The sequence below is a fragment of the Sphingomonas pruni NBRC 15498 genome, assembly GCF_001598455.1.
In the GTDB taxonomy this organism is placed as follows: domain Bacteria; phylum Pseudomonadota; class Alphaproteobacteria; order Sphingomonadales; family Sphingomonadaceae; genus Sphingomonas; species Sphingomonas pruni.
In genome coordinates, this window is sequence record NZ_BCYZ01000066.1 from 1 (window position 1) to 21,834 (window position 21,834).

Genomic DNA, 21,834 nt, shown 5'->3' on the forward strand with positions numbered 1-21,834 from the left:
GCGCCGCTTCGCCGCCGCATCGACCTTCGCCAGCAAAGCGCGATCGAACCGCAACATGACCGGCGACTTGCGCGGCCCGTCCTCGGCCGCCTCCGTGATCGCCGGCGCTGTCGGTTTCGCGGCACCGGCTATGAAGGCGTCGGCCGCGTCGTCGGTAACGGGCGGCTTGGGCTTGCTATTCGGTTTACGAGCGATAGCCATTTTCATTCACTCCGCTATCATTATGCTATACAAATACCGCACTGACCAATGCGGCCAGCTCGTCTATCGCCTTGGCGTCGCGCGGGGATTGCTCGACCACCGCCCTGCCCTCGGCCGCCGCGTTCGGGAACGCTTTGCGGCGCACGATCGACGTGGGCAGCACCTCGATCCCCTCAATATCGCCGATCATCTGCAAGGCCGCCTCATTGTCGCCGCCCTGCGGGTCCGCGCCGTTGAGGACCGCGACGGCGCGCAGCCCCTCGTTGATCTCGCGCGCCTCGGCCACCAGCGCCGCCACCTGGTCGAGCGCCCACACGTCAAAGCTGCGCGGCTGCACCGGCACCAGCAGCGTGTCGGCCACGGTGAGCGCGGCGCGCAGCGAGCCGGTATCGCGTCCGCCTACGTCGATGATGATGTCATCATATTTGGGGGCGAGCTGGCGGACCTGGCTGCGAAGAGCCGCGCCAGTGAGCGCGACGGCGGTATAGCCAGCCTCGCCAAGCCGCTCGGCGCGCAGCTCCGTGAAGGTAAGGGCGGTTCCCTGCTCGTCGCCGTCCACTAGCAGAAGGTCGCGGCCCGCAAGCGCGCGCGCGACCGCGAGGTTCACGGCGAGCGTGGTCTTGCCGACGCCGCCCTTGGTGTTTCCGACCGCCAATATCATTCCGCTCTCGCTCCGCTGGCAATGTGCGCGCTATATAGCAGCGTTTGTAATGCTAGGCGATATACATTTGATGGCGGCGATTATTCGCCGCCCTCCCCCTCGTCCTCGTCGTCCAGCGGTTCGTGCTCCATCTGGCCATGATCCTCGATCGGGCAAAGCGGCGCTCCGGCCAGCTCAAGCCACTTGCGCGCGGTCCTCACCGTATAGCCGCACGTCGCGCACTCACATTTGAGCATCCGGGTTTTCTGCTTCTTGGGAGCGGTGGATTCGCCGTCCGTATCGAGACGGGCATGGGGGAGGGGGCCAACGGCTTTTAGGATCGGCGCGATAGCGACAAGAAACGCCTCGCCCGGTGTCGTCGCCCGCATCGGCCCGACCAGGCCAAGGCCAAGGGCGACCCGTTTAAACGCCTTCCCATGCCCTGCCGGGATGCCCACGGCCGCGTGGACCAGTTCATGCGCGAGGATCGCCGCGATCTGCGCCGGCATGGCGTCGGCCGCGTGGGCGAGGTCGGGACGGATAAAGATTTCAAAATGCCCATCTGCACTAAGCCGGTTGTCCCAGCACTCGCCGATCGCCTTGCCCTTGCGGCCCGTGCTGGTGAAGCCGATCGCCACGCGGATATGCGCGGGCAGGGGGGCGTCCAGCGCCTCGAACAGCGGGGCCATGCCCGCCGCCACCGCATTGAGCCAGCTTTCCCGGTTGTCCTGCGTCATCGTTTTTACTCCCTTCAAATCGCCTGTCCGGCGATGGCCGTGCCATCGGCCGGAACACGGACGCCCAAGAACGACGACAGGAGAGGGGGGCAGCGGGAATCTGCGGGAGTGGTGCGGGCGGGCGCTTCGCGCCAACCCGGTCCCGCTGATTCCCGTTGCTGGGGAGAGGGGGACGGAACGCCCTCTCCCCACGCAAATAAACGACACGCCGGCGCACGCCGGCACGACAGGGCAGGGGCAAGGCCCCTGCCTCACGCGAGGATCGTCACGCTTATGCGCCAAGACCGCTTGCGGGCTTGGTCGGAGCGGTCACGCGGAGATAGAGCCGTGCCCGAAGGGTCGCGCCCGATATTGCCTTTTAATGTCCATATGACAGCGTAACGATAGCGTTATGATATACAGATGATTGATTTCTACTCGCCTTGTCGCCGGCTCATCGCTTCGCCAGTGGCGGACTAGAGCCATCTAGAAAAACATCCCATAGGATGTTATATTAAGCGCGATGCAAAGAGTCGTATTAGATACCTCGGTTATCGCCACGGCGCTGCGGAGCCAAACGGGAGCGAGCTTCGCCCTACTGCGCGCCGTCGAGTATGGCCGCTTGAAGATACTCGCCACGCCGTCGCTGTTCCTCGAATATGAGGACGTGCTGAAACGACCGGAGCAGCGGCAAGTGTCGGGGCTGACGTTGGAGGCCGTGGACGAACTGCTTGGCGAGCTGGCGGCGCTGATCGAGCCGGTGGAGGTGCATTTGCTGTGGCGGCCGCAACTACGCGACCCCGACGACGAAATGGTGTTGGAAGCGGCGATTAACGGGCGGGCCGATGCGCTTGTGACTTATAATATCCGCGATTTCCGGGGCGCAGCCCCGCGCTTCGGAATCCGGTTGATGCAGCCCGCCGATCTGTTGAAGGAGTTATGACAATGAGCAAGGCGACCTACCCGCTCAAGCTGCCAACCTCGATCAAGGCGGCAGCGGCGCGACTGGCAAAGGAAGATGGCGTTAGCCTCAATCAATGGATCGCAACGGCGGTCGCGCAGAAAATTGGCGCGGTCGAGACGGCGGCCGAGTTCTTCACGCGCCGCGCGAAGGGCCACACCGGCAGCGGCCTGGGCCGTATTCTCGACAAGGTGCCTAATCGGCCGCCCGAAGCCGGCGACGAATTGCCGGAAGGCTGGACGCTCGATCGCCTGCGCCAGTAATCCGGCATGAGGGCCATCTTCATCCGGCACGGCGAAAGCACCGGCAACGCCGGCGTGCCGTGTCACGATCTGGCGACGATCGAGCTGACGGAGCGCGGCCAGGAACAGGCCCGCGCGGTCGCGGCGAGCTGGACGGAAGCGCCCGCGCTTATCGTCACGTCGCCTTATACCCGCACCCGGCAGACGGCCGCGCCGACGATCGCGCGCTTTCCCGGCGTGCCGGTGGAGACGTGGCCGATCGAAGAATTTACCTATCTCCAACCCTCCCGATGGAACGGCACGCGCAGCGCCGAAAGGATGCCGCACCTCGAACGCTATTGGAGCGCGGCCGATCCTGATTATTGCGACGGGGAAGGGGCGGAGAGCTTCGGCACGCTGCTACGGCGCTGCGAGGCCGCGCTGGCGCGTCTCGCCGCCATGCCTGCTGACTCGCTGGCCTATGTGTTCGGGCATGGGCAATTCATCCAGGCCGCACGCGCAATCGTCGCCGACGCTCATATGGATGACCGGGCCAAGATGCGCGCGTTCTGGCGCAAGGGGGAGCCGCCCGCGATCGGCAACGCGCAGCGGGTGGGGTTTCATTGGCAGGGCGACCGCTGGGCCTGTGGGCCAGCGGTCGCCGCCTAGATCAACACCCGCTCCACCTCGTCCAGCGTCACGTCATCAGGCCGTCGATCGTAGAGCTGGGTGGTGCGCGTCGAGCTGTGGTTCGCCATCGTCGCGGCCGTCTCCAACGTGCCGCCATTCTTCAAATAGGTGGTGATCCCGGTCGCGCGGAAACTGTGATTGCCGATCGCCGTGCCGATCTCGGCCGCCGCCGCGCGCCGCCGCACCATCGCGAAGGCATTGGCTTGGGGCAGGGGGGTATCGCTTAGTCGCTTAGTGCCGCGCGCGATGGTGCGGAACAGCGGCCCTTTGCGGTCCTCGCGCAAACCGCACCCGTCGATATATTCGACCAGGTAATGCTCAAGATTGTGATGGCAGGGCATTTCATGGCGCTTGCCACCCTTTTCGTGCAGCCGCACCCATAGGCGGCGGTTCTGCACGAACACGTCCTCGACGCGCATGGAGAGCGCGGCACCAATCCGGGCGAAGCTATAGACCATGAGGCCGATCAGGGCGCGGTCGCGCAGGCCGGCATGGGTGGTCACGTCAATGCTGTCGAGCAACCGCCGCGCCTCGTCGGGGGCCAGCACCGGCGTCTTGCCGCGCCGCTGGCTATGCGCCGGTCCGCGCACCGATCCGGCGGGATTCACCGGCACGATATGGCCCGTCACCAGCCAGTCGAACAGGTGACGCACGCCGGCGAGCTGCTGTTTGACGCTGGGCGCGGCCAGCTCGCGCCCCAGCGCCTCGACCCAGGCCGCGACATGAAGCGGCTGCACGCCGGCGAGCGAGGCGACGCCGCGCGCCTCACACCAGGCGAGGAAGTCGCCCGCTGCGCGCGCATAAGCGCGCCGCGTGTGGGGGTTGCGGATGGTGACGGCGAAGAACTCAAGGAAGCGCCGCCGCGTGTCATCGTCGGCCGCCGCGATCAACGCCGGCAGCGCCGGCGACGATGCGGGCGAGGGCAGGGGGGCGAGCTGGTTCATCGCGCGATCTTCTCCCATCGTGCCGGATCGGGGCGAGGCTCGGCAAGCAAGCGATCGATTCTGGCGCAAGCCTCATCATGCGGAATCCCCGGCCTCGGATCGTCAATGCGGGCCTGCAATATCCGGCGCAGCAGCTCGTCCTGTAGGTCGCGGTGCGGCTCCATTTCGATGAAGTTCTGGACGATCAGGAACACCGCCTCGGAAGGGTCGGCGAACCTACCCCGCTCGATCTGCGCCAGCAGCCAATCGGCCATGCTGCCGGGTAGATACGCCTCGAAGCGCAAGCCGCCCGCGCGGGCCTGCTCGCGCAGCGCCTTGGCCTGGGCGCGCTCGGCGGGGTTGTCGTCGGGCAACTCGTCGTCGGTCATAGGACTCCCTTTTGGTCGTGGATCTCCGGCACGTTTAAACGCTCTCGGTAGGATCGCCGCGATACCGCACCCAAAGGTCGTGCATCGCGTCGCGATAGCCCCATGCGTCGGCGTAGGTGGTCGGCTCCTGCGCCAGATAGGCCATGATGGTCAGCATATCCTCGGCAATGACGGCATCGACGTTGCAAAGGTGCAGGATCGGGAAATGCCCGCACTCGTCGCCGTTCCACCAGGCCAACAAGAAATCGGCGACCTTCGCCGATGCGCCCGTCTCGGCCGCGCGCGTGGGCGGCATGGCGATCGGGAGCAAGCGGCCGATCGCCTCGCCGACTTCATCGAAGCTCACGGCCCGGATGATCGGGCGGCGCTGCGGGGGTGTCGTGGCGGCCTTCTCGGTCATGCAATCCCGGTCCTTTTGAATGTATGATAAAGGACATTATCATACATAAACTGGCAGGGGAATCGGGCCACCAAAATTTGACGGAAGCGCGGCTGCGTGCCTGCTTACACGCAGCCGCGCGGCAACCTATCGCATCGACGGGGGGGGTCGATGGTGGTCGCCTATCTGTTTGCAGGTTCGGCGTGTTCGTTCAGCACAACGGTAAATTTAGAGCCGGCGAATGTTGTGCTGGGCCGGTGCCAAGCATCGACCACGATCAGGGATTTCGCATCAATGTCCACTCTCTCGCCGATCGCGGGATGCTTCGTGAAATGATAATCACCAAGCGCCGTAGCCGAGCTGCGCTCCGTCCCGATCATGACTTCCACAAGGTTTGACATCAAAGTTTCCCTTTCTCTGGTTTTGGGGATTGGGGGGAATCAGCCACATCCGATCGGTCATCGCCGCCCACGCTGGACCGTTGCTGCCTGCGGGCGCGGCGGCGGGCATTTGCATTGGATACCGCGAAGGAAAATCTCGACGGCTTGGTCGACGACATGCCGTATTTCATCTGGTGGCGGGGCGGGGCGGAGTCCTAGAGCCACCTCCAATTGGATATTGGCGCGCACCATTCCCACGAACTGCTGCGCGGCGATCGCGCAGTCATTGACAAAGATTTCCTCCCTCGTCGCGGCGCTCCGAAGCATATGGGCGAGGCCATCGGTCACGGCGCGGGGACCATCATCGAAAAATTGTTTGATAGAATCCGGCGAAATTCCGGGGTCGCCAACCGCTGCCTTGTAGATCGGAAGAAGCGTTGGCGAAGTGATCGCCGTGAGAAGCCGCTGGCCAAATTCGGTGAGGATAGCGCGAAGATCATGGTCATCGCCGCCGCTCCTAAGAGAAACGACCCAACGACCGCTGAAATCGGTGTTCGGACCCGCACCTAGGCGCGCTGTCGCTCCTTCATCGCCGTTCGATTGTTCATCTGGATTTACTGGCTTGCCCATATCCGGGTTTGCAGACGCCACATCATCTTCGTCGGGAGCCTGCTTCGTAGAAAGCAGACGCACCAATACGCGGAAACGCCAAGCCGCTATGGTCGAGAAGATGCCATGTGGCCGGTTGCGAAAGGCCGCGACCCGGCCCGCGATCAGCTCGATCTGCTCCATGTTGAACCCCGCCCTTGCAATTCTCATACGTTCGCCAGGGTCATCAGCGAGGCCGTAGCGAGCCAGAATCGCGAAACGCCGCAGCGCCTCAAGTCGCGGATTCGCGAGCCGGTTGGGCAACCGCGTGGCAACAAGAACGCGATACCATCTGTGCAGGCGGGAAGGCTCGAAAAGGCTCGCCGGACTGTCGGCCTCGGCAAGCGCGATGATAGTCAATTCGAGACGCGACAGACTTTCCGACAGCGACGCCTCATGCGTCTCGACGCGCCCTTCCCGGCACTCCGTGTGCGGTATCGGCTCGTTGTCGTTGGCCACCATCGCGCGAGGCCCCGTCAGGTCTTTAGGGGACAACGTGACGCGACAATCGCGATCATCGTATCCACCAGAATAATGTGCTGAAAACCGCACAAAGCGCTGCGACTACCAAGACAAGCTGTATAGTCGCTCCCATGCTGTTGCTAATGGATAGCATCTCTATGAGACTTTGAATTTCATGCTTCTTAGGGGAACTCATAACATAACGTCCCGATGCTATTTCATTTCCAATATTGTCCAGAATCCCAAGGTCATGGTCGATGAAAATACAAAGGTGCCGATCGCTCCCAAGCGCGCCGTCTTGAGGCGATACCCAGCTCCAATATCCATGACGAAGTGGCGGATGCCCGATGCTAGATGCTGGAACACGCACCAGGACAACCCGAACAGGATGTATGTGCCGAACCAGCTCGTCGCGAAGGCGGTAAAGCGCTCATATGCGTCGGCGCCTTCGGAAATCGACCACAACCACCAAAGCAGCAAGGGCATCCCGACCAGCGATATCGCAATGGCGGATAAACGATGCATGATCGACGTCATCATTGCGATCGGTGGTCGATAAATCGTCGCGTGCGGCGATAGCGGTCGCTGTTTCGTATTAGCCATTGCTCATCTGCCCCTTCGCTCTCCCTTCCCGGTCCACGCCGTAGATTCCGTGGAGGAAAATCCCGACGGCGGAGGTCACGGCTGCTTCGGCCTCGGGGGGCGATGGCGGCGGTCGGAGGCCAAGAACAACTTGCAGATGGAGATTGTCGCGAAACATGCCGACGAAGTGGTCTGCCGCACCCCGACAATCTTCGAGTTCGATTTCGCCGCGATCGCGGGCTTCTTCCAGAACCTCGGCGAGCCGATCGGAAGCGCGACCCGGCCCCTTCTCGAAAAATTCGCGCGCCAGCTCTGGAAAGCGGCCAGCTTCGGGCATGATCGAACGATAGACGCCGATCAAACCGGGAGACATGTAGATAGCGAGTAAGCGCCGGCCAAATTCAAGTAGAACCTCGCTAAGACTCCGGCCCTCCAGACCATCAACCGCAAGGGCGGAAAGTGCCGTGCCCGCGTTTTCAGAAACCAGGGCGGTGAACAGCCCCTCCTTGCTGCCAAACTCGTTGTAGATCGTTCGCTTCGAGCCGCCGAGACGCTCGATGATCGCGTCGATGCTGGTGGCGGCATAGCCCTGCTCGAAAAAGACCTGCGCTGCCGCTTCGAGGATGGCGGCCCGCCTGGCGTTCTTCGACGGACGGCGCGCGTGGGTGGCTGTGGCCATTTGCAACTCCATTCGCCTTACCTCATTGACTGGTAATGTCCGTTACCTTACCGATCAAGCGGTAATCTGAATTACCAACGGTGGACGATGCGGCGAATAGCGACACTTATGCTGGTGGCCGGACTGAGCGGATGTGCGAGCATCCCTAATCTTGGTCCCCGCCCCGACCCGGCCCTGCCCGGCTCATTCTCATCGACGCGCTCGCTCGCGGGTTCGTCGCAGGATTGGCCGAACGATGATTGGTGGCGGTCCTTCGACGACGCGCAACTCGATGCGCTGGTCAGTGAGGCGCTGCGGGATTCACCGACCATCGAGCAAGCGGCCGCACGAATCCGTATGGCGGGCGCGCAGGTCGAGCTGGCGCGGGCGGCCCTCCTGCCTAGCGTCGGCGCTACCGTTACCGGGCGCGAATCGCGCATTACACAAAGCATCGGTCTGCCTACCGATGGCGACTGGCACATGCTGGTGGCGGGCCTCGGAAGCCTCAACTACGACCTTGATCTTTGGGGCAAGAACAGGAAGGCGCTGCGCGCCACTGTCTCGGAGAAAAAGGCGGCCGAAGCCGATGACGCGACGGCCCGCCTCGCCCTCGCGGCGGCCGTGTCCACCACCTATGTCGATTTCGCGCAATTGCTGGTCCGTCAGGACGTCGCCACCGATGCGGTGCGGATACGGCGGGCAACGCTCGATCTGGTGTCACGGCGTTTCGATGCCGGCCTTGAGCCGCGCACGTCGCTGGAACAGGCACAAGGCGGCGTCGAGAGCGCCGAAGCCCAACTCGCGGCGATAAACGAGGCGATCGGGCTTAGCCGCAATGCGCTCGCGGCGCTGGTGGGCGCGGGGCCGGATCGCGGCCTGTCGATCGAAGCCCCTACACTTCGCACCCGACGCCCCGACGCCCTGCCGGCAAACATTCCGGCCGAACTCGTCGGACGTAATCCGCAAGTCGTTTCCGCAAGATGGCGGGTGGAATCCGCCGCCGAGCGCATAGGCGTCGCCCGCGCCGGCTTCTATCCGAACGTCAATATCAGCGGCCTCATCGGTCTTGCCTCGTTCGGCCTCGACAATCTTTTCAAGTCGGAATCGGTGATCGGTTCCTTCGGGCCTGCGATCAGCCTGCCGATCTTCCAGGGCGGGCGATTAAGCGCACGCTATCGCGGTGCGCGGGGCGACTATGACGCGGCGGTCGCGACCTACAACGAAACACTACTCCAGGCACTCCATCAAGCCGCTGACGCGGCAACGTCGCTGCGGGCGCTCCATGAGCGCGTGGATCGGACAGATGCGGCGGTCGCGCGCCAGGACGCGGCTTATGGCCTCGCCAAGATGCGCTATGAAGGGGGCCTCTCCGACTACCAATCGGTCCTCATCAGCGAGGACGCCCTTCTGGCCGCGCGCGAGCAAGCGGCCGCCCTGCGCCTGCGGGGCTTCATCCTCGACATTGCCTTGGCGAAAGCCCTGGGCGGCGGCTTCAAGGCGGCTGTCCCGGCCAGCGATACCAACTCTTGACTGGGAATAACCGATGACCGACGCCACCCTTGAGCAAGACCACGATATGCAGGACACCCCGCCCCCGTCCAAGAGCGGGAAGCGAAAGCGGCTGTTCCTCATCTTCGGCGGCGCAATCGTCCTGATCGCCCTGTGCTGGTGGATATGGGCGACCTTCATCGCCGGCGACACGGAATCGACCGAGAACGCCTACACGAATGTCGAGGTGTCGCAGGTCACGCCGCTTGTCGGCGGCCCGGTCAAGCGGGTGGCTGTCGTCAACACCCAGGCGGTGCGCGCCGGCGACGTGCTGGTGGAGCTGGACGACACCGATCTGCGCCTTGCGGTCGCGCAGGCCGAAGCGGCGCTCGGCCGCGCGCGTCGGCAGGTCCGGCAGGTTCAGGAAAATGACGTGAATCTCGCAGGCCAGGAGGGCGTGGGCGCGGCCGATCTGCTTCGCGCGCAGGCCGATCTCGACAAGGCGTTGCTCGATGAGCGGCGTCGCCAGCGTCTCGCCGCGCCCGGCGCGATCTCGCAGCAGGAATTGTCGGACTCGCAAACGGCGGTTCGGGTGGCGCAAGCCGCCGTCAACCAGGCCAAGGCGCGTGTCGCGGCCGCCGCTGGCGCGCGGCGCGCCAATCAGGTGCTTGTCGAGGACACGACCGTCGAAACCAACCCGGAAGTTCTTGCCGCGAAGGCGCGTCTGGATCAGGCAAAGGTCGACCTCTCACGCGCCGTCATCCGCGCGCCGGTCGATGGCGTCGTGGATCAGCGCCATGTCGCGGTCGGCCAGCGGGTGCAGCCAGGCGTGCCGGTGATGGTCGTTGTTCCCGTGCAGGATATGTATGTCGATGCCAACTTCAAGGAAGGCCAGCTTCGCGGCGTCAAGCCCGGTCAGCCGGTGCATCTCACCTCGGACCTCTACGGCTCGGACGTGGTGTATCATGGCCGCGTGGAAGGGTTCGCAGGCGGTTCCGGCTCGGCCTTTGCCGCGATCCCCGCGCAGAACGCGACCGGCAACTGGATCAAGGTCGTCCAGCGCCTTCCCGTTCGCATCCGGCTCGATCCGAAGGAACTGAAAGAGCATCCGCTGCGCGTCGGCTTGTCGATGCACGCAACGGTCGATCTTTCCGGGGCACGCTGAAATGTCCGCACATAGTGCTGAGGGTTATCCGCCGCTGACAGGCGCGAAACTCGCCATGGCGGCGGCCGCGCTGGCGTTCGGCAATTTCGTGGTGGTGCTCGATACGACGATCGCCAATGTGGCGATGCCGACGATTTCGGGCGATCTTGGTGTCTCAACGACAGAGGGGACGTGGATCATCACGGCCTATGCGGTCGCCGAAGCCATCACCGTTCCCCTGACGGGCTGGCTCTCGCGCCGGTTCGGGGAAGTGCGGCTGTTCACGGCCTGCGTCATCGCCTTCGTGATTTGCTCGATCCTTTGCGGGCTGTCCGGCTCGCTCGGCTTCCTGGTGCTGTTCCGCATCCTGCAAGGTTTCGCGGGTGGCCCGATCATCCCGCTATCGGCCACCCTGCTGATTTCGGTCTTTCCCAAGGACAAGAGCAACATCGCTTTGGCGATATGGGGCATGACGACCGTGGTGGCCCCGATCTTCGGCCCTATCCTCGGAGGCTACATCTCCGACAATTATCATTGGGGCTGGATTTTCTACATCAACATCTTCTTCGGGCTTGCCGTTAGCGGCGTCGCCTGGTGGCTGCTGCACAACCGCGAAACGCCGATCTCGCGCAGCCGGATCGACATAGTGGGCCTCCTTCTCCTCGTCGTGTTCGTGAGCGCGTTCCAGACCATGATCGACAAGGGGCGCGAACTGGACTGGTTCTCATCCTCCTTCATCGTCTGGATGGCGATCGTCGCGGCGATCGCGCTCGGCGCGCTGATCCTGTGGGAGCTGACCGACGATGATCCGGTGATCGACCTTTCGGTGTTCAAAAACCGGACCTGGCTCATCTCCACGCTATCGCTGGGGCTAATGTTCGGGCTGTTCTTCGGAAATATCGTGCTGACCCCGCTCTGGCTGCAACAGATGATGGGCTACACCGCGACCTGGGCGGGCTTTGCGACCGCGCCCATGGGGATTTTGGCGGTCGTGACGGCCCCGATCGTCGGGCGGCTCATGGGCAAGATCGACCCGCGCCTGATCGTCACCTATGGTATGGTGGTTCTCGCCATCTCCTTCTTCATGCGCGCGCTGCTGAACGCGCAGGCTGATTTCATGTCGGTCGCGATCCCCATGTTCGTGCTTGGCGCTGGTGTGCCGGCCTGTCTGGTCACGCTCACGTCGCTGGGCGTGTCGGAGCTTCCCCCCGAAAAGATCGCCAACGGTTCGGGGTTGCAAAACTTCATCCGCATCATGGCGATGGCGGTGGGCGCGTCGCTGACTTCGACCTATTGGGAGAATGCGACGAAAGGAAATCGCGCCGAGCTGGTCGCGATCATTGACCCGACAATGGCTCCTGCGTCTCTGCCCGGATTGCAGCCCGGTTCCGGCCTCGCCGCCTTCTCCCGAATGGTGGACATGCAGGCCGTGATGCTCGCCACCAACGATTTCTATGCGATGGCGACGATCCTTATTCTGGTGTTCGCAGGGGTAATCTGGCTCGCGAAACGACCCAAAGGACCGCTCCAACAAGTCAGCCATTGAGGCGGTTCCGTGCCGCGCAATCTTGATGGCGAGGCACCCCGGCGCGGGATCAAACGCGAAGAGCGCCGCTGCGCGATCGTGACGATCGCGCAGCGGCACTTTGCTGAACATGGGTTCGGCGGTGCTTCCATGTCCGCCATCGCGGCCGAGATTGGCGGGTCCAAAGCCACGCTTTGGGCCTATTTCCAATCAAAGGAGGATTTGTTCGCGGCCGCCCTCTCCGCCTGGCTGGACGAAATCGAGCCGCGCAGCGTCGCCCCTTCGCAGGGCGACGCGCGGCAACGGCTGATCGACTATTGCACGGCGTTCATGTCGGCCATGCTGACGCCGGTGGCCGAGACGATTTTCCGCCTCATCGTCGCGGAGGGCCAACGCTTTCCAGAGTTGGGCCGCGCTTATTATCGGCGGGTGCTACTGGCGCATCATCTGATGCTGTCCGAGCTTCTGGAAGGACAGCTCCGCGCAGGCCGACTCTTGCCCCGCTCGCGCGCGCCGTCCAGTTTGCGGGCGGCGGAACAGCTTCTGGAGATATGCATGTGCCGGTTGCTGGTGCGGCGGGTGTGCGGGCTGGAACTGGACAGCTCGGCCGACGCGATCGCCAGAGAAGCGGCCGAGGCCGTGGACATGTTCTTGCATGGCTATGGCTCCCGCCCCCGGAGAGCAAGGTGAGCCATTGCGGAACGGGGCGTGAATCCCGCATGACGGGGGCAGGTGCGGCGGCGACAGGCTTGAAAACTCCACCTATTGCGCGGTCGCGGGCCTCACTTCGATCGTGCAGCGCACCGGCTTCTTCGCCTTCTCGGCCTGCTCGCGGCACGCCTGCACCGCTTCGCGGTTGCCATCGGCGAGCGGGGCGGCCGCGACGATCAAGCCCCAGCTCTCCGGCGCGGCCGTCTGCATCAACCGTTGCCCCGCATCCCATGCCGACTTTTCGCCAAGCGCCCGCGTCGCCATGCTCTCGGGCCAAAGCCAGCTCGCCGGCATCATCCGGGCGATCGGGCCGGCGAGCAGCGCATAGAGCAACAGCCCCAGCACCAGGCCACCGCCCCCGGCGATAGCGAGCCAGCGATTTTGCACATCGCCGCGCCGCGCAGACGCGACCATTTTTTGCAAGTCGAAGGTCGCGGACGACAAGGCCGATTTCGTGGATTGGACCTGATGCTGCAATTCGCGGGTCGCCTCGGCAACGGAAGCGTTTAAACGGCCCCCCATATTCTCCGGGGTGAGCGTCATGGCGGGGCTTTTCCGCACGCCGTCGATCTGCTGCACCAGGATACCCAGCACCTTTTCGGTGCGCTCTAGCGTCGGCTCGTAATCGGGAATGTCGATGGACTCGCGCGCCGTGGTCAGCGCCTCGACCGCATGGCGCAACAACGACACCTCGCCGCGCAACCGCTCGAACGCCAGCGCCGGGTCGTCGCGCTCCTGGCTATCCTCATCCATCGTTCTTTTCTCCTTACCGGCTCAATCCACGATCACGGCCTATCCCCAAATCCTGCGTCAACTGGCGGCCCAAATCGCCCCGCCCCATGTCGCGGCTGCGGTTCATGCCGATCTCAAGCCCCAGCTCGCGGACACGGCCGCGCAGGATCGATTCCACCTGGGGATCGCGCTCAAGGCTTTTCGCCATGCCCGCCATTTCCTTGCCCGCCTTCTCGCGCCCCGTCATGTCGCCGGCGCGATAAAGCCGGTCGCGGTCCTGGCGAAGCGCCTGCCAGCGTTCCACGAAGCGATCGGCGCGCAGGGCAGGATCGGCGCGCACGCGGGCCTCATGCCGCATCGCCTCGACCATCGGGCCGCTGCGCCCCGCCGCCGCCTCGCGCAGCAAGGCGGGGTCGCGCTGGAACGCCGACGCCATATCGCGCGAGGCTCCGGGCCTGATCTGGTCCAGCGCCTCCGTCGCGCGTTCGAGCGCGACTTTCTGATGTTCCAGCACCGGCCCGCCTGATGCGCGCGCCTGCAACACCGCCTCGGCCGAACGCGAGGCGCGCTCGACCGCGCGCGTGAAAGCGCGGTCCTCGCCGCGATCGGCACGCGCCGGGGCAGGCTTCGCCGGCTCGGCCGACAGCTTCAAGCCGTCGAACATGCCGCGCCGCGGCGTCTGTTCGGCCGCGGGCGTGCGCTCGATCGGGCGCGGCGTGAAACCCGCGAACATGCCCCGTTCGGGCGCTGCGGAAGATCCTCGCTCTGTTGGCGAGATCTCCGCGCGCGGATCTCGCCCTGCCTCGCGGGGCGCATCCGGCAAGCGGATCTCGCCCGAGAGGCCCCGCCGATCGGCGAAGGCCCGCGCTTCGGCGTCGCGATCACGACTATCAGGGGCACGGCCATAATCCGACGCCATATCCTTCGCCCGCTCGCGCGACAGCGTGCGGACAAGCCGGCGATAATCGGCGAAGTCGTCGCGGCCATAATGGAGCTGCACCCCGTCGCGGTGCCGCGACAGCGCCACATAGGCGGAATGACGGTCCATGCCGGGGGTCGCCAGCACATGCGCCCGATCGACCGTCACGCCCTGCGATTTATGGATGGTGGCGGCATAGCCGTGATCGACATGGGCATAATCTTTCAGGTCGAACGCGACGCTGCGGCCGTCATCAAGGCGAACGGCCATGCGCTCGGGGCTGACCTGCTCGACCTTCCCCAGCGTGCCGTTCTTCACCCCTAGCCCGCGCTCGTTTTTCAGGAACATGATGCGGTCGCCGTTCGCGAACGCCCGCGCGCCCCGCTCGGCCGACACGCGCACGTCCGGCCCCAGCTCGCCACCGTCGCGCAGCCGATCGCGCGCGGCTAGGTTCAAATCGCGCACCTCGGCATTGGTATGGGTGAGGATGATCCGCGACTGATCCGGCGCGGCGATGCGCTCGGCATCCCAGCGGTCCACAAGGTCGGCGCGGGCTTGGCTGCGCGTCTCGGCCGCCTGCACCATTCCATGCGCCTCATAGGCATGGATCGCCTCGCCCGCCCTGCCCGTCGCCAGCGCCCTGGTCGCGTCGCGCTGCCAGTCCTCGCGCTGCCGGCGTATCTCGGTGATCTCGGCCCAACCGTGGCGCTCGGTCACGGCCCGGAACGCCGCGCCGGCCTCGATCGCCTGCAACTGCTCGGGGTCGCCGACAAGAACGACCTTCGCCCCGGCCTGCTCGGCATGGGACAGCACGCGCTCCATCTGGCGCGTGCCGATCATGCCGGCCTCGTCGATCACCAGCACGTCGCGGGGGCCTAGCAGCTCGCGGCCCTGCTCCCATTGATATTCAAGGCTGGCGATCGTCCGCGACGCGATGGCGGACCCGCCTTCCAGATTCTCGGCCGCGATGCCCGACAGCGCCGCGCCCCGCACCGTGTAGCCCTGTGCCTCCCACGCCTCGCGCGCCACCCCCAGCATCGCCGACTTGCCGCTGCCGGCATAGCCGACGACCGACGCCAGGCCCTTGTCGCCGGTGATATGCGCCAACGCCCCGCGCTGCTCGGCCGACAGGTCCAGCCCCCTGCCCTCGGCCGACGCCAGCGCGCGGGTCACATGGGCATCGGCGACGCCATGCCCCCGGTCGATCGCCAGCCCTTCGGCGGCGCGTTCCAACCGCTGCTCGGCCGCGATCATGTCGCGCGACGTGAACCGATCCTCGCCCTTCCCGTCCCGCCCCAGCGCCACCAGCTCGGGCGAGGATCGCACCGCGCTCATCACCTGGTCGAACTGATCCTTGCCGTCGCTGTGCCGGAACGCGAACTGCGCCAGGTCGCGGCGCGTGAACGTCGCCTGCTGCCGGGTGATGGCGTCGAGCGCGATTTCGGGACTGGCGATGATCTTCTCGCCATTCTCGCGCGCGATCCGGGCATGGTCCTCGACCCGTTCGGCCTCAAGCCCCTGTTCGGGCATACGCGACGCCGCCGGCCCGATCTTGTGCTGCGGCTCAAGGTCGATGCCCTGCGCCGCCAGGGTCCGGTGATCTATGCGAGCATCAATATCCAGCTCGGCTAGGCGCTCGTTCACATGGTCCGCCCACGCCTCGCGCCACTCCTGCAAAAGCTGCGTCGAGTTCCACTCGCGCACCTTCTGGCCGAAGCCCTCGGGGCCAACCTCGCGCATCGACAACATGACATGCGCGTGCGGTTTGGGCTGGCCGTCCTTCCCCCTGTCCCAATGCACGTTCATGTCTGCGACCATGCCGCGTTCGACGAACTGCTTTTCGACAAACTCGCAGGCGAGCGCGACACCCTGCGCCTGGTTCAACTCGCGCGGAATCGAAAACTCGATCTCGCGGGCAAGCTGGGCGTCCTTGCGTTTCTCTCCCGCCTCGACCTCGTTCCACAAGGTCGCGCGATCGTTTAAACGCTCCGGCGCACCTTCGGGCAGCATGATTTCCGAATGGACGACTCCGGCCTTGTTCGAGAAATCATGGTCGCGCCCGAGTCGGTCATCGTGCAGCCGTTCCGCCGCGCGATAGGCCGCGCTGGCAACGGCGCTCGATCCGTTGGCGCGACTGATGACCTTGGCCGAGAAATGGTAGATCGCCATGACGGCCGCTATATTGCCTTTCTTAGCGCACGTCGGCAACGACGTATAAGCGCGCACTCACACTCTCTGACGTTCGCGTGATTGACTTCGCCGCATTTTTTCTGCCGGGGGCGTTCCTCGCGCGCGCGATCGTGCTACGCTGCGTCCCTGATCCTGGGCGCGAGGGAGAGGATATGCGGAAGGTGCGCGACTATGACGCGGAGCTGCGGGCGCTGAACGACAAGGCGCGCGCGCTCAAGGCGAAGAAGGTTCAGCAGCTCGGCGAGCTAGTCACGTCCACCGGGGCCGACGCACTCGACCCCGACACGCTGGCGGGCGCGCTACTCGCTGCTACCGAAAGCGCCAACGCGGACGAAAGGGAGGCGTGGCGCGTGAAGGGCGCGGCCTTCTTTCAGGGACGCGGGCGCAAGGCTTCCCGACGCGCTGGCGGCAACACTCAAGGCGGACACGAGACTGGCGCAGGCGAGACGCCGCGTTGAAGCCGCGCAGCGCCGCACTGATACGAGGGGATGGGTCGTGGCCCGCCGCGAACGCACCCGCCATCTCATAGAGCTGGGCGGCCTCGTCCAGAAAGCCGGCCTTGTCGATCTGACCGACGACGACCGCGCCACCCTTTACGGTGCGATGCTCGACCTCGCCGCGCGTGTCCAGGGTGACGACGCCAGCAATATGCTGGCGCTCTGGAAGCGGCGCGGCAAGCGAGCGTTTGACGCGGAGGCGAACGCCGGGGCGGGTCCGACATGATGCGCGACGGCCTCGATCATCTTCCCGCCGTCAAGCGCCGCGAGCTGGAACGGGTCGCCCGCGTCCTGTTCGATGAATTTGAGGATGCTGTCAAAACCAAGCTCTCCGACAAGCGCAAGGGCGGCCGCATCCTCAAGCTGATCCTGTTCGGCTCCTATGCGCGCGGCGATTGGGTCGAGGATCGCGCCAGCGGCTATATTTCCGACTATGACCTGCTCATCGTCGTCAACTCCGACACCTTCACCGATCTGCAAACATGGTGGGCGGCCGCTGACGATCATCTGGTGCGCGAGCTGACCGTCACCAGGCACCTCGCCACCCCCGTCAATTTCATCGTTCATTCGCTGATGGACGTGAACGACCAGCTCGCGCGCGGCCGTCCCTTCTTCGCCGACATAGCCCGCGACGGCATCGCCCTCTACGAAGCGCCGGGACAGCGCCTCGCTGCGCCCCGCCAGCTCTACGCGGAGGAACGCCACGCCGAAGCCATGGCGCACTATGACAAGTGGCTCCCCGATGCCGCTTACTGCCTGACGCTCGCCGAATATGCGATCCGCGACGGCAAGACCAACCATGCCGCCTTCATGCTCCACCAGGCCGTCGAGCGCGCCTATCATGGCCTCCTGCTCGTCCTGACGCTCTACAGCCCCAAGTCGCACCGCCTGACCGTCCTGCGCTCGCTCGCCGAAAACCTAGACCCCCGGCTGATCGAAGCCTGGCCGCGCGACACCCGCGCCGCTCGCCGCGCCTTCGCGCAGCTCCAGCGCGCCTATGTCGAGGCACGCTATTCCCCGGCCTATGAAATCACCCCCGACGAACTGGCGTGGATCATCTACCGCGTGAAGCATCTCCACGCGATCGCAGCCGCGATCTGCGCGGAACACCTCGCCGGCAACGGAAAAGGAACGGCCTGACATGGAATGGTTCCGCCAGCTCGGCCGCGCGCTCCGCAACGTCGCCCGCCTGTCGCGCCGCAATCCAATATGGGCGATCACGGCGCTGACCCTTAGCCCGATCGCCCTCATTCGCCATCTGCTGCGCGTCGCGGCCCTGTTCCTGATCGTCGCCCTGGTGCTGGGGCTGGGGATGCCGCTCATCGCGGAAAAGCTGCTCGGCCTGCCCCGCGATTCCCTGATCTACCAGGCATTGATGATGCTGACGGGCCTAGTCGTCATCCTCATCGTCCTGCGCGCCCTCTTTCAACCGCTAATCCTGCGCTATGGTGGCCTTGACGGCGACGACACGCACGGCTCGGCCCGCTTCGCCACGGCGAACGAGACGCGCGCCCTCGCCCGCGCCGATACCGGCCTGCTGATCGGCCGCGACATGAAAACCCGCAAGCTGCTGCGCTATCCCGGCCCCGCCCATCTGCTGACGATCGCGCCGACGCGCACCGGCAAGGGGGTGGGCACGATCATTCCCAACCTGATCGACTATCCCGGCCCGGTCGTGTGCATCGACCCCAAGGGCGAGAACGCCATCGTCACCGCGCGCGAGCGCGCCAGGTTCGGTCCGGTCCATATCCTCGATCCGTTCGGCATCACCGGCCTGCCCTCGGCCGCCTTCAATCCGCTGGATCGGATCGACCCCGCCGGTCTCGATCTCGCCGACGACGCCATGACGCTCGCCGACGCGCTGGTCTATGACGCTCCCGGCGAAGCGGGCGAGGCGCATTGGAACGACGAAGCCAAGGCGCTGATCGCCGGCCTGATCCTCCATATCGTCGCCAGCGAGCCGCCCGCGACCCGCACCCTCGCCACGCTGCGCGATCATCTGACGCTCGCCCCGCAAGCCTTCGCCGCCCTGCTCTCCGACATGCAAGGCTGCGGCGGCCTGGTCGCGCGCGCCGCCAATCGCCATCTCGGCAAGTCCGACAAGGAAGCCTCCGGCGTGCTGTCGGCCGCGCAGCGCCATACCCATTTCCTCGATTCCCCACGCATGGGCCGGGTTCTCGGCCGCTCGGATTTCGCGTTCGCCGACATGAAGGCGTCGCCGGCGACAATCTTCCTCGTCCTGCCGCCCGATCGCATCGCCGCCTATGCCCGCTGGCTGCGCCTGATGATCGCGCAAGCCCTCACCGATCTGTCGCGCGGCGCGGTCCCTGCCCGCCCCGTCCTGTTCCTGCTCGATGAATTTGCCGCGCTCGGCCGCCTCGATCCGGTCGAACGCGCTATGGGCCTGATGGCCGGCTACGGCGTCCAGCTCTGGCCGATTTGCCAAGATATTCACCAGCTCCGCACGCTCTACCGCGAGCGCGCCGGCACCTTCTTCTCCAATGCCGGGGCGTTACAGATATTCGGCGTCAACGACCATGACAGCGCCAAGCTCGTCTCCGATCTGCTCGGCCAGGAAACGGTGATGTTCGAGACGATGAGCCGCGCTCTCGATGCCGACGAAACCGGAATCTCGTTCGGCGTGCAACATGTCGGCCGCCCGCTGCTGACCCCCGATGAAGTCCGCACCCTGCGGCCCGATTTGCAGCTCCTGTTCCTCGCCGGCCAGCGCCCGATCGTCGCCACCAAGCTCGCCTATTATGTCGATCGCGAGTTCGCGGGACGGTTCGATCCGGTGCAGCCCGTTTAAACGGCTTCAAGCGCAAGCATCATAATATCATTTGTATATCTAACCGATGGCGTTCCGCCATATATCGGCATCCGTGAAATCGTCCGAAAGCGTTGAAAATCTACCGCTGCCGCGCGAAAGGTGAGTTTTGGGGTATCGGCTCACTTTTCGCGGGTCGGCGCGGCGAGGCGACAAGGATCTACTTTCAGAAAAATCCTGCCCTGGGACGCCCATAGAGCGGCTTAGCACGTTCGACTCTCCCCGACCTATCGAACGCCCGAAATGCCGTCCAGCGGCCCGGAAATCGCACCAGTAGCGACGTTTCCGCCTGCCCTGCCCTCTCGAATAGATCGCTGCCCTATCCGCCTGGCTTTTCTGGAAAGCCAATTGCGACAGTGGAGCTGGGCGCGGTGCTGGAAGGTTGGGCGCTACGGTGCGACTAATCTCCCTTTATAATTAAAAGCGTGCCGGCGAAGCCGGCTCATCATGGGGGATGCCGGGTGGGAGGATGGCTTTAGCCATCCGGGGCGGCCGAAGGCCGCGAGCCGGCGGGGGCGAAGCCCCCAAGAGGCGGCGCTTTTCTTCTTCTTCAGCAGCGGCGCGGGATAGCGTGGCGAGTTATCCACAGACGAACCTACCCCAAAGCTCACCGTTCGCGTTCTGATTCAAAGATTCTTCTTAGATTCAAGATTCAGGGTGCCTCAAACCCGCAGAAAACCTAGAGAAATGGCCTCGAAAAGTGAGTGTTGGGGTCGAGTCGCGTGAGTTTTCGGGTAGCCTTCGGTGAGCTTTGGGGTCGGTAAAGGTGAGTGTTGGGGTCGAGTCCGGTGAGTGTTGGGGTATGGGCATTTTCATCGGTGAGTTTTGGGGTATCCCCTCCCTATGGTCGAACGGCGAGCTTTAAGAATTGCCTAGCTCACTTTAATTGCTAAGGTGAGCGCATGAATCATGCAACCTCACCTGTAAATGGCGGAAAGGCAAAGGTTGCCCTGGACGGCGACACCGCTCTGACCCTCGCGCAAAAGGGACGCGGCAATCCCTTTGATCCCGCCAATTATGGAGAAATTGTCAAACCCGGCGAGCTGGTCGATATTGTCGAGCTGTCCCCCCTCACCCTCGCCGATCGGCGAATCTATAACCTGCTGATCGCCAACGCCTGGGAGCGGATCGGCGAGCCGGTCATCCACCGCATCCCGAAAAGCGCGCTCAAAGGCACGCACCAGGGCAATGAGCGCATAGAAAGCTCGCTGCTGCGCCTGATGGGCACCATCGCGATCGTCACGATCCGCAAGGGCGGCAAGAGCTTTAAGCGCCGCGTCCAGCTTCTCGGCCCCAGCGATGAAAGCCTCGAAAAAGACGGGTTCCTGCATTACCGCATCCCCGAAGAACTGATTGAGATTTTGCGTAACAGCGAGGTCTATGCCCGCCTCAAGACGCAAGTGATGTATTGTTTCGAGTCGAAATACGCGCTCTGCCTCTATGAAATGATCGAGCGCCGTATCGGCCTCGAATACAAGCAAAGCGAGGAGTTCACTATCGCGGAGCTGCGCGGCCTGCTCAACGTGCCGGAAGGCAAGTTGGAACGCTTCGCCGATTTCAACAAATACTGCCTCAAGGTCGCTCAAGAGGAAATCAACAAGCTCTGCCCCTTCTGGGTCGAGTTCACCCCGATCAAGAAGGGCCGCAAGGTCGAGCGGGTTTCGATGATGTGGCTTCCCAAGACCATGAGCGGCCGTCGCGACGCGCAAAACCTGATCGACCAGCATAGCATTGTGCGGCGGGCGAAGCTGCGCGGAGACATACCCGAAATGCCGGTGCTGGTGGATTTCAGCGCGCCAGCGGCCCAAAGGTGAGGCCCTACCCCAAAACTCACTTTTCGCGCGCTGCGCCTGCCTAGCCTGCGACGCCCATCTCCTCGCCGGCCCTATCCCTCGCCAGCATCGAGCGCGCGGCTCACCGTGAACTGAATCCATGCGCTGCGGCTGATCCC

At 64.5% G+C, this 21,834-nt stretch carries 24 protein-coding genes; 12 read left to right on the top strand and 12 right to left on the bottom strand.

What is annotated here, in order from left to right; genetic code table 11:
- The 3 genes from SPR01S_RS16770 to SPR01S_RS16780 form a co-directional block, all read right to left on the bottom strand.
- On the bottom strand, positions 1 to 201 hold a 201-nt coding region (locus SPR01S_RS16770; protein ID WP_066591494.1), incomplete at its 3' end, for a hypothetical protein.
- A 25-nt stretch (positions 202 to 226) separates the two neighbouring features.
- Positions 227 to 862: an AAA family ATPase gene (locus SPR01S_RS16775; protein ID WP_015063478.1), complete on the bottom strand. Its 636-nt coding sequence runs from the start codon at positions 860 to 862 to the stop codon at positions 227 to 229.
- An 80-nt stretch (positions 863 to 942) separates the two neighbouring features.
- A complete protein-coding gene (locus tag SPR01S_RS16780; RefSeq protein ID WP_020817759.1) occupies positions 943 to 1,578 on the bottom strand; it encodes a transcription elongation protein SprT in 636 nt (211 codons plus the stop codon).
- 502 nt (positions 1,579 to 2,080) lie between these two features.
- Between SPR01S_RS16780 and SPR01S_RS16785 the strand changes: the two genes are divergently transcribed.
- The 3 genes from SPR01S_RS16785 to SPR01S_RS16795 are packed head-to-tail and all read left to right on the top strand — an operon-like array spanning position 2,081 to position 3,408.
- On the top strand, positions 2,081 to 2,500 hold the full coding sequence (locus SPR01S_RS16785; protein ID WP_020817758.1) for a putative toxin-antitoxin system toxin component, PIN family: 420 nt from the start codon (positions 2,081 to 2,083) through the stop codon (positions 2,498 to 2,500).
- A 2-nt stretch (positions 2,501 to 2,502) separates the two neighbouring features.
- Positions 2,503 to 2,781: a toxin-antitoxin system HicB family antitoxin gene (locus SPR01S_RS16790; protein ID WP_020817757.1), complete on the top strand. Its 279-nt coding sequence runs from the start codon at positions 2,503 to 2,505 to the stop codon at positions 2,779 to 2,781.
- A gap of 6 nt (positions 2,782 to 2,787) precedes the next feature.
- On the top strand, positions 2,788 to 3,408 hold the full coding sequence (locus SPR01S_RS16795) for a histidine phosphatase family protein (protein ID WP_015063474.1): 621 nt from the start codon (positions 2,788 to 2,790) through the stop codon (positions 3,406 to 3,408).
- Here the strand turns inward: SPR01S_RS16795 and SPR01S_RS16800 are convergent.
- The 7 genes from SPR01S_RS16800 to SPR01S_RS16830 form a co-directional block, all read right to left on the bottom strand.
- Positions 3,405 to 4,373, bottom strand: a complete 969-nt coding sequence (locus SPR01S_RS16800) for a tyrosine-type recombinase/integrase (RefSeq protein WP_020817756.1) — start codon at positions 4,371 to 4,373, stop codon at positions 3,405 to 3,407. The genes SPR01S_RS16795 and SPR01S_RS16800 overlap by 4 nt on opposite strands.
- A complete protein-coding gene (locus tag SPR01S_RS16805; protein ID WP_015063472.1) occupies positions 4,370 to 4,741 on the bottom strand; it encodes a hypothetical protein in 372 nt (123 codons plus the stop codon). Before SPR01S_RS16805 ends, SPR01S_RS16800 begins: the two co-directional genes overlap by 4 nt.
- Before the next feature lie 34 nt (positions 4,742 to 4,775).
- A complete protein-coding gene (locus tag SPR01S_RS16810; RefSeq protein WP_015063471.1) occupies positions 4,776 to 5,141 on the bottom strand; it encodes a DUF7673 family protein in 366 nt (121 codons plus the stop codon).
- 161 nt (positions 5,142 to 5,302) lie between these two features.
- Positions 5,303 to 5,521: a hypothetical protein gene (locus SPR01S_RS16815; protein WP_020817755.1), complete on the bottom strand. Its 219-nt coding sequence runs from the start codon at positions 5,519 to 5,521 to the stop codon at positions 5,303 to 5,305.
- Between the two features lie 57 nt (positions 5,522 to 5,578).
- The gene (locus SPR01S_RS16820) at positions 5,579 to 6,610 is read right to left on the bottom strand and encodes a TetR/AcrR family transcriptional regulator C-terminal domain-containing protein (protein WP_020817754.1); all 1,032 of its coding nucleotides are present in this window, start codon (positions 6,608 to 6,610) and stop codon (positions 5,579 to 5,581) included.
- 213 nt (positions 6,611 to 6,823) lie between these two features.
- Complete coding sequence (gene sdhC, locus SPR01S_RS16825; RefSeq protein ID WP_021224646.1) at positions 6,824 to 7,213, bottom strand: succinate dehydrogenase, cytochrome b556 subunit; 390 nt, start codon at positions 7,211 to 7,213, stop codon at positions 6,824 to 6,826.
- Entirely contained in the window at positions 7,206 to 7,871 is a 666-nt protein-coding gene (locus SPR01S_RS16830; protein ID WP_020817752.1) for a TetR/AcrR family transcriptional regulator, read from the bottom strand. Before SPR01S_RS16830 ends, sdhC begins: the two co-directional genes overlap by 8 nt.
- Positions 7,872 to 7,979: 108 nt before the next feature.
- On the opposite strand from SPR01S_RS16830, the gene SPR01S_RS16835 reads away from it, so the two are divergent.
- Genes SPR01S_RS16835 through SPR01S_RS16850 form a run of 4 tightly spaced genes read left to right on the top strand, consistent with a single transcriptional unit; the run spans position 7,980 to position 12,697 of the window.
- Positions 7,980 to 9,380 (top strand): efflux transporter outer membrane subunit, encoded by a 1,401-nt coding sequence (locus tag SPR01S_RS16835; RefSeq protein ID WP_020817751.1) that lies wholly within the window; start codon positions 7,980 to 7,982, stop codon positions 9,378 to 9,380.
- Positions 9,381 to 9,393: 13 nt separating this feature from the next.
- Positions 9,394 to 10,503, top strand: a complete 1,110-nt coding sequence (locus tag SPR01S_RS16840) for an HlyD family secretion protein (RefSeq protein WP_021224645.1) — start codon at positions 9,394 to 9,396, stop codon at positions 10,501 to 10,503.
- 55 nt (positions 10,504 to 10,558) lie between these two features.
- Complete coding sequence (locus SPR01S_RS16845; protein WP_021224644.1) at positions 10,559 to 12,028, top strand: DHA2 family efflux MFS transporter permease subunit; 1,470 nt, start codon at positions 10,559 to 10,561, stop codon at positions 12,026 to 12,028.
- Positions 12,029 to 12,037: 9 nt separating this feature from the next.
- Positions 12,038 to 12,697 carry a TetR/AcrR family transcriptional regulator gene (locus tag SPR01S_RS16850; RefSeq protein WP_020817748.1) on the top strand — a complete coding sequence of 220 codons (660 nt, stop codon included), beginning with the start codon at positions 12,038 to 12,040 and terminating at the stop codon, positions 12,695 to 12,697.
- A gap of 72 nt (positions 12,698 to 12,769) precedes the next feature.
- Here SPR01S_RS16850 and SPR01S_RS16855 read toward each other — a convergent pair whose 3' ends face one another.
- Together SPR01S_RS16855 and traA are read right to left on the bottom strand one after the other, a co-directional pair.
- A complete protein-coding gene (locus SPR01S_RS16855; RefSeq protein ID WP_020817747.1) occupies positions 12,770 to 13,471 on the bottom strand; it encodes a DUF6118 family protein in 702 nt (233 codons plus the stop codon).
- A gap of 13 nt (positions 13,472 to 13,484) precedes the next feature.
- A complete protein-coding gene (traA, locus tag SPR01S_RS16860) occupies positions 13,485 to 16,538 on the bottom strand; it encodes a Ti-type conjugative transfer relaxase TraA (protein WP_020817746.1) in 3,054 nt (1,017 codons plus the stop codon).
- A 173-nt stretch (positions 16,539 to 16,711) separates the two neighbouring features.
- Between traA and SPR01S_RS16865 the strand changes: the two genes are divergently transcribed.
- The 5 genes from SPR01S_RS16865 to SPR01S_RS16885 all read left to right on the top strand — a co-directional run bounded on the left by SPR01S_RS16865 (position 16,712) and on the right by SPR01S_RS16885 (position 21,697).
- A complete protein-coding gene (locus SPR01S_RS16865; RefSeq protein ID WP_020817745.1) occupies positions 16,712 to 17,017 on the top strand; it encodes a conjugal transfer protein TraD in 306 nt (101 codons plus the stop codon).
- A 37-nt stretch (positions 17,018 to 17,054) separates the two neighbouring features.
- Complete coding sequence (locus tag SPR01S_RS16870) at positions 17,055 to 17,282, top strand: conjugal transfer protein TraD (protein ID WP_020817744.1); 228 nt, start codon at positions 17,055 to 17,057, stop codon at positions 17,280 to 17,282.
- On the top strand, positions 17,282 to 18,196 hold the full coding sequence (locus tag SPR01S_RS16875) for a HEPN domain-containing protein (protein ID WP_139139475.1): 915 nt from the start codon (positions 17,282 to 17,284) through the stop codon (positions 18,194 to 18,196). The genes SPR01S_RS16870 and SPR01S_RS16875 overlap by 1 nt, the downstream gene beginning before the upstream one ends.
- Position 18,197: 1 nt before the next feature.
- Complete coding sequence (locus tag SPR01S_RS16880) at positions 18,198 to 19,865, top strand: type IV secretory system conjugative DNA transfer family protein (protein ID WP_020817742.1); 1,668 nt, start codon at positions 18,198 to 18,200, stop codon at positions 19,863 to 19,865.
- Between the two features lie 920 nt (positions 19,866 to 20,785).
- On the top strand, positions 20,786 to 21,697 hold the full coding sequence (locus SPR01S_RS16885; RefSeq protein WP_015063480.1) for a replication initiation protein: 912 nt from the start codon (positions 20,786 to 20,788) through the stop codon (positions 21,695 to 21,697).
- The last annotated feature ends 137 nt before the right edge of the window (positions 21,698 to 21,834 follow it).

Coding starts and splice junctions, on each gene's coding strand:
- SPR01S_RS16820 (WP_020817754.1), bottom strand. CDS start 6,610: ATGGTGGCCAACGACAACGAGCCGATACCGCACACGGAGTGCCGGGAA.
- SPR01S_RS16835 (WP_020817751.1), top strand. CDS start 7,980: ATGCTGGTGGCCGGACTGAGCGGATGTGCGAGCATCCCTAATCTTGGT.
- SPR01S_RS16785 (WP_020817758.1), top strand. CDS start 2,081: ATGCAAAGAGTCGTATTAGATACCTCGGTTATCGCCACGGCGCTGCGG.
- SPR01S_RS16815 (WP_020817755.1), bottom strand. CDS start 5,521: ATGTCAAACCTTGTGGAAGTCATGATCGGGACGGAGCGCAGCTCGGCT.
- SPR01S_RS16795 (WP_015063474.1), top strand. CDS start 2,788: ATGAGGGCCATCTTCATCCGGCACGGCGAAAGCACCGGCAACGCCGGC.
- SPR01S_RS16875 (WP_139139475.1), top strand. CDS start 17,282: ATGCGCGACGGCCTCGATCATCTTCCCGCCGTCAAGCGCCGCGAGCTG.
- SPR01S_RS16805 (WP_015063472.1), bottom strand. CDS start 4,741: ATGACCGACGACGAGTTGCCCGACGACAACCCCGCCGAGCGCGCCCAG.
- SPR01S_RS16840 (WP_021224645.1), top strand. CDS start 9,394: ATGACCGACGCCACCCTTGAGCAAGACCACGATATGCAGGACACCCCG.
- SPR01S_RS16885 (WP_015063480.1), top strand. CDS start 20,786: ATGAATCATGCAACCTCACCTGTAAATGGCGGAAAGGCAAAGGTTGCC.
- sdhC (WP_021224646.1), bottom strand. CDS start 7,213: ATGGCTAATACGAAACAGCGACCGCTATCGCCGCACGCGACGATTTAT.
- SPR01S_RS16855 (WP_020817747.1), bottom strand. CDS start 13,471: ATGGATGAGGATAGCCAGGAGCGCGACGACCCGGCGCTGGCGTTCGAG.
- SPR01S_RS16830 (WP_020817752.1), bottom strand. CDS start 7,871: ATGGCCACAGCCACCCACGCGCGCCGTCCGTCGAAGAACGCCAGGCGG.
- SPR01S_RS16780 (WP_020817759.1), bottom strand. CDS start 1,578: ATGACGCAGGACAACCGGGAAAGCTGGCTCAATGCGGTGGCGGCGGGC.
- traA (WP_020817746.1), bottom strand. CDS start 16,538: ATGGCGATCTACCATTTCTCGGCCAAGGTCATCAGTCGCGCCAACGGA.
- SPR01S_RS16790 (WP_020817757.1), top strand. CDS start 2,503: ATGAGCAAGGCGACCTACCCGCTCAAGCTGCCAACCTCGATCAAGGCG.
- SPR01S_RS16800 (WP_020817756.1), bottom strand. CDS start 4,373: ATGAACCAGCTCGCCCCCCTGCCCTCGCCCGCATCGTCGCCGGCGCTG.
- SPR01S_RS16845 (WP_021224644.1), top strand. CDS start 10,559: ATGGCGGCGGCCGCGCTGGCGTTCGGCAATTTCGTGGTGGTGCTCGAT.
- SPR01S_RS16880 (WP_020817742.1), top strand. CDS start 18,198: ATGGAATGGTTCCGCCAGCTCGGCCGCGCGCTCCGCAACGTCGCCCGC.
- SPR01S_RS16775 (WP_015063478.1), bottom strand. CDS start 862: ATGATATTGGCGGTCGGAAACACCAAGGGCGGCGTCGGCAAGACCACG.
- SPR01S_RS16865 (WP_020817745.1), top strand. CDS start 16,712: ATGCGGAAGGTGCGCGACTATGACGCGGAGCTGCGGGCGCTGAACGAC.
- SPR01S_RS16810 (WP_015063471.1), bottom strand. CDS start 5,141: ATGACCGAGAAGGCCGCCACGACACCCCCGCAGCGCCGCCCGATCATC.